This is a genomic window from Dokdonia sp. LLG6352-1, from assembly GCF_045055815.1.
In the GTDB taxonomy this organism is placed as follows: Bacteria; Bacteroidota; Bacteroidia; order Flavobacteriales; family Flavobacteriaceae; genus Dokdonia; species Dokdonia donghaensis.
In genome coordinates this window covers 3,064,526-3,085,040 of sequence record NZ_CP159329.1, presented here as the reverse complement: position 1 = coordinate 3,085,040, position 20,515 = coordinate 3,064,526, and the positions used below count along the sequence as shown (strand labels likewise).

Annotated in this window: 20 protein-coding genes; 3 read left to right on the top strand and 17 right to left on the bottom strand. The window is 38.3% G+C overall.

Annotation, left to right across the window (positions count from 1 at the left end):
* Positions 1-98: 98 nt before the first annotated feature.
* The 9 genes from ABVM49_RS13720 to ABVM49_RS13680 form a co-directional block, all read right to left on the bottom strand.
* Positions 99-476: a hypothetical protein gene (locus tag ABVM49_RS13720; protein ID WP_298354070.1), complete on the bottom strand. Its 378-nt coding sequence runs from the start codon at positions 474-476 to the stop codon at positions 99-101.
* A 130-nt stretch (positions 477-606) separates the two neighbouring features.
* A complete protein-coding gene (locus ABVM49_RS13715; protein ID WP_405202415.1) occupies positions 607-2,568 on the bottom strand; it encodes an endonuclease in 1,962 nt (653 codons plus the stop codon).
* A gap of 92 nt (positions 2,569-2,660) precedes the next feature.
* Complete coding sequence (locus tag ABVM49_RS13710) at positions 2,661-3,746, bottom strand: endonuclease/exonuclease/phosphatase family protein (protein ID WP_405202414.1); 1,086 nt, start codon at positions 3,744-3,746, stop codon at positions 2,661-2,663.
* A 168-nt stretch (positions 3,747-3,914) separates the two neighbouring features.
* Complete coding sequence (locus tag ABVM49_RS13705; protein WP_035328410.1) at positions 3,915-4,232, bottom strand: YbjQ family protein; 318 nt, start codon at positions 4,230-4,232, stop codon at positions 3,915-3,917.
* 89 nt (positions 4,233-4,321) lie between these two features.
* Complete coding sequence (locus tag ABVM49_RS13700) at positions 4,322-5,035, bottom strand: pirin family protein (RefSeq protein ID WP_405202413.1); 714 nt, start codon at positions 5,033-5,035, stop codon at positions 4,322-4,324.
* Between the two features lie 109 nt (positions 5,036-5,144).
* On the bottom strand, positions 5,145-5,648 hold the full coding sequence (locus ABVM49_RS13695) for a GreA/GreB family elongation factor (protein ID WP_405202412.1): 504 nt from the start codon (positions 5,646-5,648) through the stop codon (positions 5,145-5,147).
* A gap of 5 nt (positions 5,649-5,653) precedes the next feature.
* Positions 5,654-7,393, bottom strand: coding sequence for an FAD/NAD(P)-binding protein (locus tag ABVM49_RS13690; RefSeq protein WP_405202411.1), 1,740 nt, complete (start codon positions 7,391-7,393; stop codon positions 5,654-5,656).
* Positions 7,394-7,494: 101 nt separating this feature from the next.
* Complete coding sequence (locus ABVM49_RS13685) at positions 7,495-8,055, bottom strand: hypothetical protein (RefSeq protein WP_405202410.1); 561 nt, start codon at positions 8,053-8,055, stop codon at positions 7,495-7,497.
* A gap of 35 nt (positions 8,056-8,090) precedes the next feature.
* Complete coding sequence (locus ABVM49_RS13680; RefSeq protein ID WP_405202409.1) at positions 8,091-10,493, bottom strand: DUF5916 domain-containing protein; 2,403 nt, start codon at positions 10,491-10,493, stop codon at positions 8,091-8,093.
* A 243-nt stretch (positions 10,494-10,736) separates the two neighbouring features.
* On the opposite strand from ABVM49_RS13680, the gene ABVM49_RS13675 reads away from it, so the two are divergent.
* The 3 genes from ABVM49_RS13675 to ABVM49_RS13665 are packed head-to-tail and all read left to right on the top strand — an operon-like array spanning position 10,737 to position 14,167.
* Positions 10,737-12,131: a sensor histidine kinase gene (locus ABVM49_RS13675; RefSeq protein WP_405202408.1), complete on the top strand. Its 1,395-nt coding sequence runs from the start codon at positions 10,737-10,739 to the stop codon at positions 12,129-12,131.
* Positions 12,131-12,862 carry a response regulator transcription factor gene (locus ABVM49_RS13670; protein ID WP_405202407.1) on the top strand — a complete coding sequence of 244 codons (732 nt, stop codon included), beginning with the start codon at positions 12,131-12,133 and terminating at the stop codon, positions 12,860-12,862. The genes ABVM49_RS13675 and ABVM49_RS13670 overlap by 1 nt, the downstream gene beginning before the upstream one ends.
* Positions 12,863-12,904: 42 nt before the next feature.
* Complete coding sequence (locus ABVM49_RS13665) at positions 12,905-14,167, top strand: hypothetical protein (RefSeq protein WP_405202406.1); 1,263 nt, start codon at positions 12,905-12,907, stop codon at positions 14,165-14,167.
* 3 nt (positions 14,168-14,170) lie between these two features.
* Here ABVM49_RS13665 and ABVM49_RS13660 read toward each other — a convergent pair whose 3' ends face one another.
* The 8 genes from ABVM49_RS13660 to ABVM49_RS13625 form a co-directional block, all read right to left on the bottom strand.
* Positions 14,171-14,521: a hypothetical protein gene (locus ABVM49_RS13660; protein ID WP_405202405.1), complete on the bottom strand. Its 351-nt coding sequence runs from the start codon at positions 14,519-14,521 to the stop codon at positions 14,171-14,173.
* A gap of 59 nt (positions 14,522-14,580) precedes the next feature.
* Positions 14,581-15,111: a DUF421 domain-containing protein gene (locus tag ABVM49_RS13655; RefSeq protein WP_405202404.1), complete on the bottom strand. Its 531-nt coding sequence runs from the start codon at positions 15,109-15,111 to the stop codon at positions 14,581-14,583.
* Positions 15,112-15,382: 271 nt separating this feature from the next.
* Complete coding sequence (locus tag ABVM49_RS13650; protein ID WP_405202403.1) at positions 15,383-15,763, bottom strand: hypothetical protein; 381 nt, start codon at positions 15,761-15,763, stop codon at positions 15,383-15,385.
* Positions 15,764-15,808: 45 nt separating this feature from the next.
* Entirely contained in the window at positions 15,809-16,525 is a 717-nt protein-coding gene (locus ABVM49_RS13645; protein WP_405202402.1) for an acetolactate decarboxylase, read from the bottom strand.
* Positions 16,526-16,565: 40 nt separating this feature from the next.
* Positions 16,566-17,477, bottom strand: a complete 912-nt coding sequence (locus ABVM49_RS13640) for a helix-turn-helix domain-containing protein (protein WP_405202401.1) — start codon at positions 17,475-17,477, stop codon at positions 16,566-16,568.
* Between the two features lie 76 nt (positions 17,478-17,553).
* A complete protein-coding gene (locus tag ABVM49_RS13635; RefSeq protein ID WP_405202400.1) occupies positions 17,554-18,066 on the bottom strand; it encodes a hypothetical protein in 513 nt (170 codons plus the stop codon).
* 48 nt (positions 18,067-18,114) lie between these two features.
* A complete protein-coding gene (locus tag ABVM49_RS13630; protein WP_405202399.1) occupies positions 18,115-19,065 on the bottom strand; it encodes an SDR family oxidoreductase in 951 nt (316 codons plus the stop codon).
* 294 nt (positions 19,066-19,359) lie between these two features.
* Positions 19,360-20,490 carry an acyltransferase family protein gene (locus tag ABVM49_RS13625; protein ID WP_405202398.1) on the bottom strand — a complete coding sequence of 377 codons (1,131 nt, stop codon included), beginning with the start codon at positions 20,488-20,490 and terminating at the stop codon, positions 19,360-19,362.
* Positions 20,491-20,515: the final 25 nt, after the last annotated feature.

The following is a 20,515-nucleotide window of genomic DNA, read 5'->3' as shown; positions in this document are numbered from 1 at the left end:
TTTCACAAAAAATCTTACAGAAAGTCTAATTTGTGTTAAATAAAATTGCCTATTTCAATTAAGAAATAGGCAATTTAAAAACTAACACACACTTAGTATTATATGCGAATGTAATTCTTGTTTAGGTTCGTGTCTGCTATCATATCACGCGTAAAACTTAAATGCCCTTTTGTGGTGATAATTCTAAAACGATAGTCTTTCATTTTTGTGAGGGTGTCTAGTAGTAGCCACTTGGTTTTAAGCAACTGAGGTTTTGTAGATTTTAAACTCACTTCAAAGAAGTATTTTATGCCACGCTTTTCGGCCACAATATCTGGTATGATGGTGTTTCCTGTTTCTTGTCTTGTAAAGGATGTAGGCGTCTCATAGCCTGCTACATCTGCTTTGATATTTTCAAAACCTTTGTTTTCAAGATAGGTAATGGTCGTGTTTAAAAATGCGTTGTTTTTGTTTTCTTCTTTGTCTAAATGTATCATAACTTGTAAGATACAGTTGTAACATCCCATTTTGTACTAATAAAGGGTTAAAAGAAAACGACACAATGTTAAAACCTAAAGGGTATAGAGTTGCGCTTTCGCGAAAGCGTAATTACTCCGAAGTGCTGCTTTATCTCACAATGAGTTTACGTGTTGTGGCTGTTGTACTTGTCTTCACTTTTACAATATATACACCGCTAGGTAGGTTATGAATTATAGGGCTACCACTCTGAAAGTTATCTTTATAAACCTCACGACCTAGAGTGTCAAACAAGAATACCTCACCAGTTTCTTGAGGAGTAGTTATAGTAATTGCACCAGAAGATGGGTTAGGATATATAGTCATATCACTAAGCTCATTATCTTCAACTCCCAGCGGATTAGTCCACTGCTCACCTACGTTTGTACCCCAGATGTACTCTACAAGGTCTGGCATATCTATAAAGGGATTACGGTTAAACTGCCAGTTGTAGATAACGTTATTACGATTCATCTCATAATCATCTGGTGGGTCGTTGCGGTGCCAGTCTAGTAAAATATCTAGGTCACCTAGAGCTCCTACAGTAGTATTTGCAGGATTACCAGATACTACGTCAAGCCCGTTATAGCGTATGGTTAAGAAAAAGATACTACGCGCTACATCACCATAAAAACTACCTTGATTACCTGTGGGGCCACTGTACTCGCCGTAGTCTTGGTTACCGCGAGAGCTATTTTCTGGTCCATCTGCTGCACGCAGTGCGTGGGCATCACTATTTGCGTGGCGTAGTGAGTCTGCCTTTGTGGTTGTAAAAATGTCTATGCCATCTGCTACTTGATCGTACTCTATGTCATTAAAACCTCCACGCGATCGTGGGTAGGTATGCTCTCTGTTCCATAAGCCCACGTTACTACCTCCAGAAGTTTGAAAATCTAACTTAGGTCGCTGCTGCTCTGTATAGACTAGCCATACCTGATTACTGTTAAGCGGGCTTTGGTCTGCCTCTTTTAAGATATCTATAATATCTGAATAGGTTTGTGCACGTACAATAGATGGATCTGCTATGATATCTTGTAAGGCTTGTATAAGTGCGTCATCTGCAAGTGTATCAATAGAGTCGTAATAGCCATCTGGTTGTGTACTTTCTACTTGGTCATAGGTAGGATCTAGTGGAGTACCGTATGAGGCAGTTGTAAAGTCGTTATCTATGATACGTATGATAACATTATCATTTGCTCTTTTAAAACCATCTGGCATCTCACCAAAGGTAATTTTTAGCTCCTCATCACCCTCGTCGTCTTGATCGTCTATGATTGTAATGGTAGTTTGTCCTGTAGAAGCACCTGCTGCAATGGTAACACTTGTGTCACCCGTAAAATCTGCCGAGTTAAAGCCCGCATTGTCAAGAGTAAATGTAAATTCTGTAGTATTTGTAACGGCTGTAGTCGTAGTGAAGTTTATTATAATCTCTTCACCTTCATTATAAGCTGTTTGAGAAGCGCTAGCGCCTATAAAATTAAATACCACTCCAGATCCATCATTAAGTTGTCCTGGGGTAGGGGTTGTGACATCATATCCTCCCGTACTATTAAGTTGGATGGAGTTGCTAGATGATGCACCATTACCACCTTCGTTTATTTGTGCCGTTTCTCCTAATAGATTAAGAAGGTTTGTATCATCACTATCGTTAGTATCATAAACCAGTGCATCTACAAGATTTGCTGTGGTAGCAAGTGTACCTTCGGGAAAGTCTTGTTCGTCTCCCTGATATATTGCAACGGCATCGGCACCGTTTTGTATCGTATTATCAAACAGTATAAAATCTGGCACAGGCACCACATTATTACTACCTATAAGCACAATACCATTTACATCTGCCACGAGGCCATCTAGATCAAGTGCAAAGTAGCTACTATCACCGCCACTGCTAGAACCATTAAATAAAACTAGTACATAGCCGTCTAGAGAAGCTTCTGGAGAGGTAAGGAGTTCTATAAACTCTTGATCATCTGTACTAGGTGTATCTGCATCAAGTTCATTTATAGTGACCTGCGCTATTAAAGGATTACAGCAAATAGAAATAAGAAAAGCAATGAAGTAAAAATGTTTCATACAAGTAATGTTGTAGATACAAAATTATTACTTCAGTGCTGTAGCTGTGTTAAGTGAGCGTTAAGTCCCAGCTCAAGAGGGTTACCAAAGCACTATTTCATACTTAAAGTAAGTAAATTCTGCTCTTTGAGCTGACTTTTTGCACTTTCTATTTCTGAGTCAGTGGGTTCTTGAGGAAGTTGTAAACTTGCTCCTTCTGGCTCAAAGGTAAGCTCTGAATATACTGGGAAATGATCAGATTTTATATGATCTGTGCGTTCTAGTCTTTTTACTCTAAACTCTTGAGAGGTAAAAAGGTGATCAAGAGGCCATCTCATCAGTATATTTTTCGCATTAAATGTGTTGTAAAAACCACGGCCTATGCGGGGGTCCAGTAGTTTGCTCACTTTTCTAAAGAGCGAAGTCGTTCTTGACCAAGCTACATCATTAAAGTCACCCATCACAATTACAGGTAGCGTTCTTTTGTTAACTGTGAATGCCGTTTTCATCATCTCTGTGTCTCTGTCAGAACTCATAGGGTTGTGTTGAGGCATAGGGGGAGTAGGGTGTATGGCATAAAGTTGTACCTGGTCTCCGCTCTCTAGAGTGACTATAGCCTCCATAGATGGAACTTCCTTATCTACGAGGTGTCTTATTTTTTTTCGCGTAAGCGGTAGTTTTGAATAAAGTAGCATTCCATACGTATTACCACGTGGCTCAAGTAAATGGTAGGAGTATGTAGATGCGAGACTGCTGTGTACTGCTTTTTTCCAGACTGTATCTGTCTCCATAAGTAATACAATGTCTGGATCATAATCTGCTACTTGAGATAGTAGAAGGTCATATTGTGTGTTTTTTTGTAAGACGTTTGCACTGTATATTTTTATAGACTTACTAGTGTCTGTGATTGTATTTTCTAGTGCTTCTGGAGCTGCAAGTGGTGTATAGTCATAAATTTTAATAAGCTGAAATATAAAACACGCAGCGAGAATACTCACAAAAATGTAATCTCCTACATACTTGATATTAAAGCGTATAAAATAGGTGATAAGAGCTATAAACGTAAGCAGCGTAAGCTGCGCGTGAGGAAAATCAAAAATGCGTATCCACCAGTAGTCTATAGCAATAAGCGGTAATAAAGTGAGGATAATGGCAATAATACCAAAACCTTGTAGGAAGTTTTTAAGTGAGAATTTCATTTAATGTGATTGGTTAGTACCGTAAAGTTACTCCTAACCTAGCCTAACTATCTTAAAACCATATTAAATGGGATAGATTTAAGATTTTAATTGTTTCATAAAACAGAGGCTATTTGCGCCAAATATGCATCAAGTGATGCGATGAGGTTACACGTTTTAAATGTCCCATTATCTTAATACAACAGCAGTACCCATTGCAGAGATGCCTAGTTTTGTATTTTGACTTATAACCTCTACATCCATTGTAACTCCCACAATTGCGTGAGCTCCCATTTCTTTAGCTTTGGCTTCTAGTTTTTTAAGAACTTCCTGTTTGGCCGCATCTATTCCTTCTTCACCACTTTTATAGACTTTACTCATACTAAAAGAATCTTTAAAACTTAGTCCCTTGGTGTCAAAAAGCTTTGCATACATAAAATCTGTAATCACACCTAAGTATTGTGTAATCTCTCTACCTTGTATACTGTTTGTAGTTGTTATAATCATTTATATGAGTTTATAAGTAAGTAGCATTTAAAAGGGTTTTGTTACGCTTTCGCGAAAGCGTAATATAAAACTATCATTGTGGCCTCTACTTAAAACTGCATAGGTACCTCGATAAGTAATATTTTAGAATCAGATTGTGCGGTAATTTCTAGCTCGGCAATGTCATAAACTCCTATGGCATCACGTCTATCTAGCAGTTCGCCAGCGGCGTGGGCGCTACCTTCAAGTATAAAAATAAAAAGGCCGTTCCCTTTTTTATGTAATTTGTGTACAAGCGATTGCTCTTGTGTAAACTCCCCCATATGAAACCAAGCGTCTTGGTAAATCCATACACCCTCATCATCTTGATTTGGTGATAGTATTTGTACAAATTCATTTTTGAGGTGATGCTCATTTATTTTAATCTGGTCATATCGAGGCGCTACTGGGCGCTGGTTAGGCATAATCCAGATTTGTAAAAACTGTACCTCGCGATCACTATTTTTATTATACTCACTGTGATCTATTCCAGTCCCAGCACTCATCACTTGGATGTCACCTTGCTGTATCACCGTCTGATTACCCATACTATCCTTATGCTCTAGATCACCAGAAAGTGGGATGGATATAATCTCCATATTGAGATGCCTGTGCATATCAAAACCTCTACCGGCCGCTACGGTGTCATCATTGAGCACACGCATCGCTCCAAAGTTCATACGGTTGGGGTTGTGATAACTCGCAAAACTAAAGGTGTGAAAACTCTGTAACCAGCCGTGGTTTGCGTTTCCTCGAGTGTTTGCTTTATATAGAATCGTTTGCATAGGTGATAAATTACGGTGTGAGTAGCTCTATTTTTGGTTATAAAGTTACGATATGTGAATTTGATTTTGAAAGTGTTTGTTACGCTTTCGCGAAAGCGTAAATCTCATACTAATCTACGTAGGCTATATTTTTAATAGTGAGTTTCTTCTCCTCATTGCCTAGCTGAAATGTAGTTGTTTCATCCAGCTTTTTGCCAATAAGCGCTCTAGCAATAGGAGCGGTGAAGGCAATTTTTTTGTCTTTTACACTAGCCTCATCTACGCCCACAATCTGGATGGTAATAGGCTTAGGCATACCAGCGATGGTATAGGTGACTGTGGCGCCAAAACGTATTTCTCCCTCATCCTTAATATGATCAAGTAGTCTTGCGCTCTGTATGCGTTCCAATAGTAAATTGCGCTTGCCATTAAGTACGGTAAGTGCACGCCTGCGCTCGCGCTCATCCGTCTCATCTAGGGTGGAGATTTTATGATCTAGCGTGTTAAGCTCTTCCTTAAGTTGTGTTAATCCGTGGCTAGTAACGTAGTTTGTGACACCATCTGGCAATGCTGCCCTAGGCGGAATTATAGGAGTTTCCTCTTGGTCATCTTCTTTTACAAATCCTCTGCTCATCTTCTTTATTTTTCGTTCTTCATTAAGGCTATACTGCGCTCAGACCAGTTTATAGTGCGCGGTCCAAAGCATTCTAAAATTGCATCGACACCTATCACACTTCCCTTAGATAATCTACCTAATACCGCTAGTGGCACAAAACTTTTACCCTCGGGTACTTCTACATAACCATAATCGTCTGTGCGTATGCCTAGATCTGTATGTTTAGGCTCAATCATTTCATAACTAAGCAAGTCTTTAATAATTGGTGTATCTACCGTAACAAGCTGTGGTGAGTCTAATACTGAGTTAAGCATTACGTCTATGTCAACCTTATTACTATCAGATTCAAGTTGCCAGCCTCCGTCTACACAAGTGATCTCTGGATTATTTACAAAGTCAAGATCTAAAACTCCTGCTTTTGCAAGCGCGATAAGTTGTTGTATGCTTTCAACGGGTGGACCGTAAGAATAACGTTTTGATGCTTCGTCTAGTGCAATAACTTCGGCAACCACATCATCTGTAATTGCTGGATATGAAAATTCTCTGTAGATGGTAGGCTGACAGTGTCGCCATACCTGACCTATAACGTAGTCGAGGCTTACCGGTGCTTCTCCTACTGCCATTTCCACTTGCTGTTGCATCATTTCTAATATGGGCGTATGGTGTGATAGGAGTAGGGGATGCGATAGTGATTTATTGTTGAGGTAATTTATGGTTAAGAAATAAACTTCTTCTTCGGTAAGATCGTGTTGTATGGCTTTGTCTCCTAATTTTAAAAACAAGGGAGCTACAACAGCTGCCATTGCTTCGAGTAGAAAGTATTGATCTTTTGCAGGGTGATCGCCGCAGGCGCCTTGGTGTATCGCTTTCGCGAAAGCGTTTATAGCATCATCACTTGGCATAAACCACTTGTCTAACGCTTTATTTATAGGTTTAGGCACCATAGGAAGTCCGTCTAAGGAAAAGGGAACAAACCGCTGCGGATGGCTTTCTCCAGCGTGAAAAGCTACTTCTTTGGTATCATTATCAATTATCTCAAAATGCGCGCCTTGCTGCAAGGTAAGCGCACGTATCTGATCAATCATTGCAAGTCCAAAACCTCTAAAAGCAACTACGCTCTCTGAGGTGATGTTTGCATTTATCATTTTTTCTACGGGATAGGCTTCTGTAAATAGGAGGGCGTTATCCGTTTGTGCAACGTGATCTTTCCATTCTTGCAGCTGCTCTGATAGTTCCGTATCCTGATGTCCTATTGTGAGGACCACTTCATCTATTTCTTCTACAGACTGCGTTGATGTTATTGCAGTAAAGTGTGGCGCTATATAGGTGAGTTTAGTGACAGTCTCCTCAACAATATTTAGTAATCCAAAACCTTTTAGTGCTTCCGCAAGGACTTCAAAACGAGCATTAAGGTAGGTTCCCATCTTTGCCCGTGGAGGAAACTGATCTGGATGCGTAGCTGGAGGGTTTTGTTGTTCTTCTGGTAACCACTCCGTATATGAGGGAAATGCAGGGATGATATCATCACCTAATTTCATTTCTGGTCTGCCAGGTAAGTCTTGTAAGGCGCGCTCAGTAATATTAAGCCAGTTGCTTTCTACTTGCTCAGGATTCCATACCCAGCCTGCTCCAGGATATTTAAAAGGTTCAAATAAAGTGACTTTTATATGAGCTTCTGGAGCGTTATTGTAGAGCGCAGTAAAAAGGCTTTCAAGAGCAAAAAGTCCTCTGGGACCTCCTCCTATTATGGCGTAGTGTTTCATAGGTTGGTTGTTATACTAACCCTTTATAAAAAGGCAAGTGTAACAAAGCTATGGCATTACTACGCTAGGCAGTAGTTGTTTAAGATTGTGTTAGGAGTAATTTAAGACCCTATACTGATAGTGACATCATTTGCAAAGCGCTCGTTATTTATCACAAACCGTGTGTGCAATTCTTTAAATAAATCTGTAAGTGGAAGCACAGGACTGTTCCAATTATCAAATTCTAGATGATATTTTGCTATTAATCGATAATGATCATCCTCGTTTGTACCCGTAATTATAGGCTGGAAGCTATCTTCTTGAGCAATTTCTTTTAAGATTGCAATACGACTGTTGTTTCTTAAAAAGTCAGTCATTTGAGAGCTGTCGCTATTGATGTTAAAGCGCTTTGATTTGCCTATAAAAAGTGATTTAATATGCGAGTTTGTAGTGAGTTCAAAAGTGTGACTCTCTGGCTGTTTTGGTAACTTCATAGAGATATGACCAGAAAATTCTTTTCCCGTGATATTAATGATGTTTATCTCAGTATCCCCTACAGGTATTTTTAATAAATACTGAACCTGAGGAAGGCGTATGCCGCCACCTATGCTAGTATCTTGATCTTGGTATAAAAATGTACCTCCTTGCTCTGTCGCTATGTTTTGAAAAAATGATTTATACATATCCGATATGTAGGAAAGTATTTCTCTTTGTTACATTAACTACGTTTTTTTAATCTGTTAAAGTCTAAAAACCAGCGCATACGCAAACTCAAGGTTTCTAGACCTGTGGCATCACTAAGTGTGTTTACTCCGTCAAAATAATCACCGTTCACATTATGTGCAAAGGCAGTTTTACCTACACGATACCCTAGTGATAGCTCACTTGCGGGAGCAAACTGCCAGCGCGCAACGAAGTCAAGATTAAAAGCATTAAATGTGCTGTCAAAACTATCAGGATCTATAGAGAGGTTATTTACCGCGAGGTTCCCGTCCTGCTGTAAAGCGTATTGATTTTTATAATCTACTTTAATCCAGTAGTGACGTAATCTTATATTCATATTAATTTTTGCGTTTACCGCATAGTTGAGTTGTATTGCATTTGTAAGCTGGTTTATAGAACGCTGGCCTATAATGATCTGGTCCTCTTGATTTGTGATATAACCTATATCGTTAGGGTTATCTGTATAATCTTGCTCAAACTCTGCAAAGAAGTGTTGCCCCAGTCTTGTACGTAAACCATAACCCATCAGGTATTGTTCGGTTTGTATGTTGTGATTTTTATAATCTACTGCTACAAAGTAGCCAGCCCACGATAGATTCTTATTTCTGTTAGTTTGATATTCTAGAACGATCTCAGAGAGCGCAGGTCTATTAAAAACGCGGTCTTGTACTCGTGCTTCAAAAAAGTCTTGACGTTTTGAGACGTAGCTTAGCGTGACAAACAGATTTTGGTTACCCTTGGTCGTAGCAAAACTTGAGAAGCGATATTGTGAGCGCTCACGTTCCATAAGGCTGTAGTAAAATCGCTGCTGGTGATCTAGATCTAGTTGATACTGCTGGAACCATTTTTTTGGAGCAGTATTGCGATAATTTACATTCCCACGGAAAACCATACTGTTATTACGCTGCAAGAAGCCAAAATCATTATTATCAAAATCTTCATCCTTTAAATTCCAGCTCACGCCTCCCGTCCAGGCGCCACTTACTTTTGAAACATAAGCATTATACTCGTGTCCAAAAACATTATCTCCGTCCAGTCCATATTGCTGCGACACGGCCTTCTTAAAGCTAGCCCTATAAGTGCGTTTTACATTAAACCACTCGTATAAAAGTGCGCTAAAGTTACTGTCATAAGCACTCCCAGATCGTAATACGGAGTTATTTATGAGTGTAACAGAACTATTGTTTTTGAGTTGTTTATCTATCACCAGCGCATTATAATTCGTGAGCGGATTTGTAATTACCTCCCTTACTTCATCTGTAGAGGTGTTTTTTATTTCCGCTTTCGCGAAAGCGGTTACCCCATTAAGCACCCCTATAGAGAGTCCGTTTTGTGACTTTCCGGTAAATTTCACAAGATTTATAATATTTGAACTTGTAGGGTTAGTAACCACCATCTCATTTTCTGAAAGTGTAAAAGCATTTGCATTTATAGGTCTACCACCTATGCGACGTGTAAAGAGATAGCCGCCTTTATCAAAAAGCTCTGTACCCTCAATAAAGAAAGGACGTTGCTCTGCAAACTGTACTTCAAAAGGAGAGAGGTTGAAAACCTGGTCATCACTGCGCGCCTGGCTAAAATCTGGAATAACAGATACATCAAGCGTGTATGCATTATCAATCACATACTTTACATCGAGTCCAGGGTTAAGCGTGGTCTCTGTAGCACCATCGCTATCTGTCTCGTGTACGGCAGACATAAAGGGTACAAGAGACAGGTTGAGCGGTGGGTTTACAGGCTCGACACCTGTAAGCGACCCAAACTGGTTGAGGTATCCGTCTATAGTAGGATCTATAGGACTCCAGAAAGATTCTTCATTAAGCGCCCCAGAAAAACGCTGAAAGTTAATCGTAAAATCTGACAGGTCTTCTTTTGGGAAACGTATGCTATTCCACGGGATACGTATCTCAATGTCCCAGTGAGTATCGTGCACGGTGACTTCACTTTCCCAGATAACATTAAAGTTTTCGTCTGCACCGGTGTTGCCAGATATCTTACTGTCAAACTGCACACCAGCAGCCGTAACAGTAAAGTCATAACCCTCGCGTGTTTGCCCAAAGGGATCAATTTGCACCCCAAAATAGTCTGCATTACCCACATCATCACGAGCGGTGAGGAGGCGTCTTATTTCATCTGTATCATTTGTATGGAGCACAGCGCCTACGTAGAGGTAATTATCATCATATAGTACGGCAATCTCTGTTGCTCGTAGAGAGGGTTGTCCAGCATTAGGTGCTTTTTGTGTAAAGGTTTTGGTTTCTAGTTGTTTTTTCCAGACTGCCTCTGTGAGGTTTCCATCTATTTTAGGAGCCTCTCCTGTGCGATGCGCTTTGAGAGATTGCTGTGCAGTGACGGTTGCTGTGAGTAAGGTGAGTATAAAAATGATTAACGTTTTCATAAGGTTGGTTCTTTTGTTTGATGGCACAAAAGTGAGATCATCTATTTGATAATCAGGTTAACCACGGGTTAAGGGCTAGGTTAATGTAAAAGCAAGAACACCAGTCGCTGTATTAACCTAAGAACGAAGTACATACTGAGTAAGGGTTACAAGCAATTTTAAGGTTAATGCTCGGTTAACGATGGGTATTAATTATGTCTAACTGTACTTTCCCACTACATTTACAACATCAATCAGCCACAGATGAAAAGTAAATTCTCTTTATTAATAGCAATATCTGCACTAGCATTACTAGCGTTATGTGCCATACAAGCTTATTTAATAAGTAATACCTACGAGCTCAAAAAAACCGCTTTCTTTAATGAAACCTCAAATGCGGTTTCTGAGATTGCAAATGATAGAGAACTAGATTCTCTCTACGACGCACTTATAGAAGTAGACCTAGAAGATCACCTAGCAGATTACTTTAATGAGAGTATAACTAAGCGACAGGTGGTAGAGCGATTTTACCGTAATGCAGATACTTATAACGAGCAGTATATGAAACGGTATGAAGCCTTGCAATTACAAAAAGAGTTGGGTTATGAGGTAGCATATAGACAGAATTTGATAAGCATTGTCATCATAGACTATCCTAATACAGACACCATTTTTCCTATAAAAGACAATGAGAGAAAGCGCATTTTTGGGCAGAAGTTTAAAACAGGAATTTCAAGAAGTATCAACTATGCACGCACCTTTGATACAAATGAGTTTATAGACCGTAGAGGTGATAGTATAAGTATTAGCTCGTACGATTTTGAAGTGCGCACCACACAAGAGATACAAGTACCTAACTGGAAATCTCTGGTGCTTAAAAGAATGTGGGTACTCATTGTAGGAAGTATCATTTTGTTCCTTTTTGTAATAGGGTTACTCTACTACTCAATAAAAAACCTAATTACTCAGAAAAAAATTGCCGAGGTAAAAACAGACTTTATTAATAACGTCACTCACGAGCTCAAAACACCTCTCGCAACACTAGGTATCGCTACCAAAAGTTTACGCAATGAAGCGATAAAAAGTAATCCAGATGCCTTTAATAACACGCTGGGCATCGTAGAGCGACAAAATAGTAGACTACAAAAACTCATAGATCAAGTACTTACTAATAGCTTGAGCGCAGAGGAGCTACAGCTCAATAAAGAGCAGGTAAGTGACAATGTATTTTTTAAGAACCTACTTTCTGATTTTGAGATTGCTACACAGCACGCGCATCTTACAGTTTTAAACAAGGTCTACAGTCCAGAAGTGCTCTTGCGCATAGACAGATTTCACCTCACTACAGCACTCCTTAATGTGCTAGAGAACGCAGTAAAGTATGGTAAAGACCAAGTTACCGTGACGGTCACCACGCGCCTTGTAAATAGAAACTATTGCATTGAGATATCAGATAACGGGATGGGTATCTCACCAGCAGACCAGAAAGCGATTTTTGACAAGTTTTATCGCGCTGGTAATAGTGATATACATAACGTAAAAGGGCTAGGTCTCGGCCTCTATTTTACACACCAAATTATTACCGCTCACGGGGGAACGATAACTCTTAAAAGCATAGAAAACGAGGGAAGCACCTTCACCATAAAATTGCCTTTATAATGATTGCAAAAAATAACATACTACTCGCCGAAGATGATTTTGATTTTGGGAGTATCCTCAAGCAATATCTCGAGATACACAATTTTGAAGTTACTTGGTGTAAAGATGGGGAAGAGGCTCATAACGCTTTCGCGAAAGCGCACTCAGAAGGAGTAACCTATGACATCTGTGTTTTTGATGTGATGATGCCTAAGATGGACGGGTTTACACTTGCAGAGAAAGTGATAAGTATCAACCCAGAAGTTCCCTTTGTGTTCCTCACAGCACGCAAGATGAAGGAAGACCGCATACAGGGGCTCAAACTAGGAGCAGACGATTATATCGTAAAGCCCTTTGAGGCAGATATACTCGTGCTACGCCTTACTAATATTTTAAAACGATCTAGACCTAACCTCGCAAAGGTTAGACCAGATATAAATGAAATCACTGCGATAGGAAACTATCACTTTGATGCTCACAATCACACGCTCACCTATGGAGAGACCGTACAATCTCTCACAGAAAAGGAAGCACAGTTGATTCAGTTTTTTTACGAAAACAAAAATCAGCTACTTCGAAGAGAAGATATTCTATCTAAAATCTGGGGAAACGACGACTTTTTCTCAGGCCGCAGTATGGATGTCTTTATCAGTCGGCTTCGAAAATATTTTAAAGATGATTCTTCCATTTCAATTGCTAGCACAAGAGGTGTAGGATTAACCTTTACAATTGAATTATCAAAAAATGAATAGGTAATCGCTTTCGCGAAAGCGGAAGACTAAAAAAGTAACAAAATGAAAACAGTAAGAAATATATGCACAGCAGCCCTCATAGGCTTAGGAATAAATGTAATTGCACAAACAGTGCCACCTGCTCCGCCTGCACCACCAGCAACGGTTTATGAAGATGCAACCACCACGGTAACCACAAACTCGTCTAACGTATCTGTGATTACCCAAAATGGTAATTATGGAAGTGGCGGCAGTACTTCGTACTCAGTAAGTAACTCAAATGATGAGTACCGAGTAAAATCTCGTTATCCGGGTAATAGATATGCCGCTATAAAAGAATTCTTAGTAGCCGAAATGGGTACAAAAAATATGCAATCTAGCGGGAAGGATATGGTCTGGAGTCTTGAAGGTGATGAGGATACCGTTTATGAAATCGCACTGAGTGAGAAACGCCTCAAGATTGAACTAGATAAAACAATCGCTGCACCAGATATGATTGCAAAGTTTACAGATATGGGTAACATCTTACGTACCCTTGTTTCTGGAGGGAGCGAGCGACAAGAGGTACAACGATTAGAACGCGATGCAGACCGTGCAAGACGTGATGCAGCGCGTATGCAACGAGAGGCTGCACGACTTAGAGAAGTTTCGGTAAGAGATGCTGCACGGCTAGAGAGAGAGGCACTGCGCCTCTCTAATGAAGCAGAGCGACTAGGTCTTAACTCAAAAAGAGGAGGAGGTATAGATAGTTATGTGCGTGATTTACTAGAGTTACCTAGTACAAAAATGGCAGCAAGTGATGTGAATAGTAGTTTCTGGCAATGGCCGGAGGTACAAGAATCCCTCATTAACACGCTAAATAATGAAGGACTACTTAAGGGTGAAGAAACGATTGTATTTGTAAAAGAAGATGCCGGAGCATATATAAACGGTACACGCTTATCTAGCACTCAATGGTCTAAGGTAAATAGCGTTTTTAGAAAATACGGTATGCAGGACGTTACAGAGGTAAGTTTCTATAAAAAGGGAAACCATATTGTTATTGTAGATGGCTTTACAGCTGTAGAAAAGATTGTAACGTGGTTAACACGTAATGATTACATAGCTAGTTCTAGTAGATCTGTAAAAATAATGCTTAACGGAAGCTCAGTTTTAGTAGATAATGTTGCCTTGCCTAGCAGTGATGTCAAGAAGATAAACAGCTACTTACTAACTGAGGGAGTAATAACAGCTCCGGGCAAATCGCTTGTCATAAAAGAGACCGGTATGTCGCTGGGTTACAGTTATGATAAAAGTACATTAGGCACCTGGGTAGGTAAGGACTAGTTTTTACTCCTCTTCGTCTTGAAAAGTATCTCTTGCAAGCAACTTAGGCGATACCTTGTAGGTTGCAGCGTAGGTAAGACCTGCTTGTTTTGTTTTTGAAGTTAAGAACGCTCTTTTAAACCAGCGATGGTCTGTGGCTCTTTTCTTTAAATCTTCGTGAGTGGTTGTGGCATATGGAGTTCCTTTAAAGAATGACTCAATGGTATAGATTCCCAGCCCATAATGCTCTGCACGATCTAATACAGTTTCAAAATCTGTTTCAGAAAATTGATAAGCAGTATCTGTTCCTGATCCATCATTTTTTGGGCTTAAACCTGCAAATACTTGTTGTTCTAAAAACTCTGATTTTTCCATAATGCAAAAGTCGTTATTTAATCATCAAATCTATCACGATTTATAAAATAAGAATACCCTTATGGCGTTTTACGCACGCCTTCTAATAATGATTTATTAAGCACACCATCATCATCTGACGATGAGGTGTGTAACACAGATATGTCACCTGTAGATTCTAGTACAACTGCCTCTACTTGTTCATAGGTAAGTACATTAGCCTCTCTGAGTTTAGCAATAAGTTGGCCTTTCTCTATACGGGCATACTTTAAGTTTTCTTCTAGAATGGTACTTCCGTCCATAAGGAGTAGGGGTTTATTTGATATAAGTTTGTTTATGGCCGGCACAGCGCGCTGTAAGTAAGAAAATACAAAAGTAAGAATCAGTAGGGCTCCCACAGCTACAGATCCGTGTGCAATTGAGGTACTAGAAGTTAGTGTAGAAGATATGATACTACCTATTGCGATGGTAAATGCAAAATCATAAGCCGTAAATTTTGCAAAAGATCGCAACCCAATAATACGTGTTAATATGATTACTACTATAAAAATCATTAAGCTACCTGCGAGTGTTTGCAAGAGCGGGTCATCTGTGCTATAAATCCAATCCATATTGTTGTTTTTTGAGCATAGTTTATTCACAAGTTGTGATAAGCTATTGTTGGTTAGACTGTAAATTATTGAATAATCATAGCTAACTCAAGACTCATAACAAAGGTTTAATATTTATTGTGAAGGTATTAACGTAGCTTGCGATGTTTCGGTTGTCTGGCTTATGTAGTAACTGATGAAAATATAAGTAATGCACGGGATGTTGTTACGCTTTCGCGAAAGCGTAATAATACACTAGTCAATATAATTTAAAGAGAAAGCAGAACTGTCTCTAAAATTTATTTGGTGTCTTCTTTTTTGCACCTAGCGGAATAAAGTTTAAAGTAAGACTTGCTTTAGCCTGTTTACTAGCATCTATGTAGAGTTCATCTTTTTTAAGAAGCTTAATTTCTTTTTTGGTCTTTTGTTTTACCTTAATTGTTTTTATAATCTCGCCGTCTTGCTGTATTCTTACAGAGAAAGGCGTATAACCATTATTACTCACGATGGCATAACAAGGTTCTCCATAATATGGGTTTATAGCGCCATCTTGACCGGGACCTTTTCCCGTCATAAGCATACTTTGTGAGGGGGAAAGCTCAAAAGTATCTTGTGCAAGGCCCGCTAGCGGTACAAAAATGACTAGAGTAAGGAGAAGAAGGAGCTTTTTCATTTTAAATAATTTATAAGTTATGTCCTTCTTAAAGGTAGTCAAAAATTATTTTTTCGGTAAAAATAGGGTAAGCCTATCTATTTCTAGATTGTCTAGATGTCCCATTTTGGAGGTGTCTTTTGTAATGAGATGTAGGTGAATGTTACTATCGTGGTGGGTGAAGATACCCTTATGCATTGTAGAGAAAAATCCTATAATTTCTACTTGCTCGTCTTGTAGTGTGTAATTTGTTTGGCCTTGATGCGCTTCTTGTGGAGAAGAAACTTTTGTGTCTCTAGGTAAATTCTGTATATGTATCTCTGCCTTAGATACAGTACCCTCTAGCTTAAATGCAAATGGTCGCTTTGCTTCTTTTGTGCGTTCACTTACAAAGTCTTCTATATCTTTTATAGTCTTCACAGATGCCGGAAGATTTACCTCATACCAGTCTGTCACGTTAGTATACACAAAAAAAGGTGCAGAGACATCATAAGTAGGTGTTACTGTCATTGTAGTGTCTGAGCTCACTTTTGATAGATAACTAGTACCATTTACAATGAGAAGTTCGCCAGTGAGATAACTCTCAGGGCCTAAGCCATAAAGTCCTTTCTTATTTGTGAGGGTATCTAGTAATATAGAACCTTCTAGTTCTCCTTTCCACATCACGTTTTTCATAGCGCCCACCACCTTTACATCTGGATACGTTGTGGGGGTGGCAGTTTCACCTTTTGAATTGCAGCTTGCTAGACATATAGTAAAGGCAAGTAGTAAAATGTATTTCAAAATATTGGTCTCTTAAAGTTTTATAAAGTACAATATAATACTAATTCATTTTATACTTCTGTCTGTACTGGCTAGGGCTTATGCCTTCTTTCTTTTTAAAGAGCCTTGAGAAATAAGGAGGGTATTCAAACCCCAGTTCATAAGCTACTTCAGAAATAGACTTCTGCGGATTAAGTAAGGTATTTTTAGCCTCGTCTATTAAATACAAATGTAAGTGTTCTGTTGTGGTTTTACCTGTTTCTTTTTTGAGCGTGTCGCTCAGGTAGCGTTGTGATACAGAAAGCTTTCCTGCGATTTGTTCTATGCTGGGGATGCCGTTTTCTTGCAGCTGTCCGGTTTCAAAATAGGTGTCTAGTTGTTGATTAAATAGACTAAGTAAATCTGTAGAGAATTCTTTACGATTTAAGAACTGACGTTCATAAAAGCGGTTTGCGTACTTAAGTAGGGTGCTAAGTTGTGAGATGATAATATCTTTACTAAACTCGTCTTGATTATTATGATACTCTGTATTTATGTTATTTACTATAGACTCTATTTGCTTTTCTTCTTTTGGCGAGAGGTGTAGAGCTTCATTAACATTGTAAGAAAAGAAGTTGTACTTCTTGATTTGAGCCACAAGCTCTGTACCTTTTATAAAGTCTTCGTGAAAGGTAAGAGAAAAACCTTTTTGATCATAAATCACACTACTATCCCATTGAAGAACTTGTCTAGGTGCAATAAAAATGAGTGCACCATTTGTAAAGTCATACTTAGTGCGACCATAGGTCAAGTCACCTTTTATTATTTTCTTAAGGCTTATGGTGTAGCAATCATTTGTGATAGGAGGGGAGCTTTCTCTTGGACAAGGTAGATATCCATCTCCCACGGTTGTAAAAACACTAAGCATAGGGTGCTCTGCTGGAGGTAATCCTAAGTAGTTAATATATGATGATAAGGTTTTAAAATGTTCCATATTAATAACTAATTATGCTAAGTCGCTTTTGTGAAGTTACTTATAACGTTTTAGATCTCTATTTTATTTTAACTATCTAGTAGCTATTATCCTTTTGTGCACTTACTAGTTGCTTGTTATAATCGTTTATTCTTGCATAAGCCGTACCATCTATAAGTAAGATTACGATAAGCATTGCAATGGTAGTGATACTTATGGCACGCCAGCTAGGTGTGTTTACAAATATAATGAGCAATGCAGCTATAATAATTATGACGGGGATAGCTCTAAACACAACTGTAGTATACTCCTTAAGGGTGGCTTCTGTACGGTCTATCTCTGAGGCAATAAAAGCTGTTGCATCCTGCTGGTATGCGGTCTCAAACTGTGTGACTCTAGCCTTATTTGTAAAAAATAAACCTAAACCTATGGTGACTAATAGTACTCCCGCTACCAGTGTAGGTATAATGTATGCTCTCGCAATATCTGTTTTGCCCAGTTGCCAGAAGCCTATACTTGAAGCGATAAACACCACCCCAAAGAGTACAAAAAAAGGTGTAGAAAATAGCTCTGCTTTTGCCCAGTCTGTTGCGGCTTTTAATATATCCATATCTTAAGGTTATAGTATAATTTGAATTCTAAATGTTTGTATAACAAGTTATAAATTCCAGCTAAATCCTGTTGCCTCTTCAGAAACTTTCCATAGTTGCTCCATTACCTCTTTATTTTTTGCGTGTGGTTCTAAGGTGCATTCGCCCACGGGTCCCGTCCAGTAGTTTCTTCCTGTGGGGCCATAAAAGGCAGTTTGATCAAGATCTTGCTCTGTAGCACACATAAGCTCTGGATATGCACCCTTCTCTGCAGATTGTACAAAAGGTGATAGCTTCATAAGTTGCCACACAAAACGAGTCATAAGGCTGCCACTTGTCTTAATTAATGAGGTACGTGAGGCACCTGGGTGACACGCATAGGTTTTTACATTAGTCTTACCAGCTTTTTTGAGTCTGTCTTGTAACTCATAGGTAGTCATAATTTGTGCAAGCTTACTCTGGCTGTATACACTATTAGGGTTATAGTTATGATCCCAGTTCATATCGTTAAACTGTATGGTTTTTATACCCATTTTATATCCTTCACTACCTACAGTGACAATACGACCATTAGATTGCTCTACTAGCGGAAACAACAAACCTTGTAATAAGAAATTACCGTAGTGATTGACCCCTAGCTGACTTTCAAAACCATCTACAGTAAGTTGTTGTTTGGGAACTTGGGCAATGGCTGCATTAAGCATAAGGGCATCTATGCGAGGTACTGTTTTAAGTACCTCTGCGGCTGCTTTTCTCACAGATGCAAGTGAGGCTAGGTCCATCTCGATATTAGACACATTAACGGTGTCTCCTATTTCTTGTTTTAAAGTAGCAATGGTATTTGCAGCTTTAGTATTATTACGATTGAGCATTACAACAGTCGCACCCTTAGCAAGTAAGATTCTTGCTGCTTCATAACCCGTACCACTCGTGGTACCTGTAATTAAAAAGGTTTTATCCTTTACATCTGTAATTCTATCTGGCGTCCATCCATCTTTTCCAAACTGATAATCTTTCATCTTGCTTCGTTTTTAATTACTAGGGCAAAGGTAAGAGGGAGAAGTGGGAGGTTTCTTATACAGATTTTCAGATGTAGTATAGATTTTGGTAATCAGTCCCTTAGAAGGTGCAACAAGTATAAGTTTATGTGGTGTTGAGGTATTACGCTTTCGCGAAATTTTAAAATCAACAAATGCTACCTAGATAAAATCTAGCTTTCTATTAGTATGTAGTTAATGATACTCTATGACCTGCTGAATGGTAGAAGGGTTTTAATTTGAATAAGTTTATGACTAGTGGATTGTTTTTAGTAGTTATTTTATTTTGATTTTATCTCTTAAATTCATAGATGGAATTTCAAAATATTTATAAATAAGGATTGAGATAACTATTGTAAGACACCAATATAAGGCATACCTAAATAGCAAAAATAAATATCCATTAAAGTCTTCTAGTACGCTCCAGTCTATATTTATTAAGATCCATTTTTGCACAAGTGTCAAATTAATTAAGTACATAGAGTATGATATCAGGCTAACATATGTAATTGATTTATAAATGAGCCCTCTCCCCGTTTTTATACTGCTTAAATATGGAAGTAAAAAAAGTGTAGCTAGCGAAGTAGCCGAAAAAGAGAATACACAATTAAATAAGCCTAATCTAGAAAACTGGAATAAGTTTATTTTTAATATTATAAAAATCCCTATGCCTAAGATAAGAAAATGAGTTTTGTAGCTACTCCAAAAATCTTTGAAGTAATTGAAGATATATGCACCAATTACGCCATACATCAAACTGTCTAATCTTGTAAAAACTTGCTTTCTTAATACTCTGTCCCAAGTTGAAATATCATTTATAGATAATAAATCATATCTAAAATATCGAAATAACGTGACACCAATGATTATACTAAACGCGGTAAAAAGGACTGCCTTATTAATTGAAATTTTAATTTTTTTTATTAAAAGATATAGTATAATAGGTATTAATAAATAGAACCATTCTTCAACACTTAAACTCCAAGCTTCAGGAAAGAAATGAGGATGCTCTGAAAATAAATTTTGGGCAAACAGAAAGAAAAGCTCTTTATTTAAAAAGCTAAAATTGTCAATAAAAATATAATTTAGCGTAAGAACTAATATTAATATCAAAAAATAATTAGGAAGGGTTCTAAACCATCTTCTTATCCAGAAATTGAATATTAGGCTAGTATCAATTTTATTTTTTTGAAGGAGGTTCATTAAAATTCCACCAATTAAAAAACCGCTTAAAACAAAAAAAATGCTAACGCCATCAAAAATGAAAAAATTAATGTACTTGTATTTGGCTTCTGGCATTAAATAAGCTCCGTGACCAATAACAACAAACAAAATGGCTAAAGCTCTCAGAATGTCTAATCCGTAAATTCTAGCTGGATTAATATCAATTTTTAGTATGTTTTTCAATTTAATTAGACTTTGATTTTGAAGA